This window comes from Synechococcus sp. CCY 9618 (genome assembly GCF_019038415.1).
In the GTDB taxonomy this organism is placed as follows: Bacteria; Cyanobacteriota; Cyanobacteriia; order PCC-6307; family Cyanobiaceae; genus Cyanobium.
In genome coordinates this window covers 1-294 of the sequence record NZ_JAFKRG010000130.1, presented here as the reverse complement: position 1 = coordinate 294, position 294 = coordinate 1, and the positions used below count along the sequence as shown (strand labels likewise).

General features: G+C 68.7%; 1 pseudogene. It reads left to right on the top strand.

What is annotated here, in order from left to right:
* Window positions 1-9: 9 nt before the first annotated feature.
* Window positions 10-294: pseudogene (locus KUG41_RS15450) on the top strand (IS481 family transposase); the annotation flags it as partial.

Sequence of the window (294 nt, the reverse complement as noted above, 5' to 3'; positions counted from 1 at the left end):
CGCAAGTGGCTGGCGCGCTTTCGTTCAGGCGGGCCAGCGGCACTGGCGGATCGACGGAGTGTTCGCCGCACCCAGCGGCGGACGCTCGATCCGCAGCAACTGCAGCAGGCCGTGGAGCTCAGACATCAGCGCTGCACCCTCCGGAGGATCTCTCGGTTGCTGCTGGTGCCGATCAGCACCCTGGCCCGGGCCATGCGGCGCCTGGGGCTGAGCCGGCTGCGCAACCTCGACCCCAAACCGCCAGTGCAGCGCTACCAGTGGGAGCAACCGGGCGACATGATCCATGTCGACATC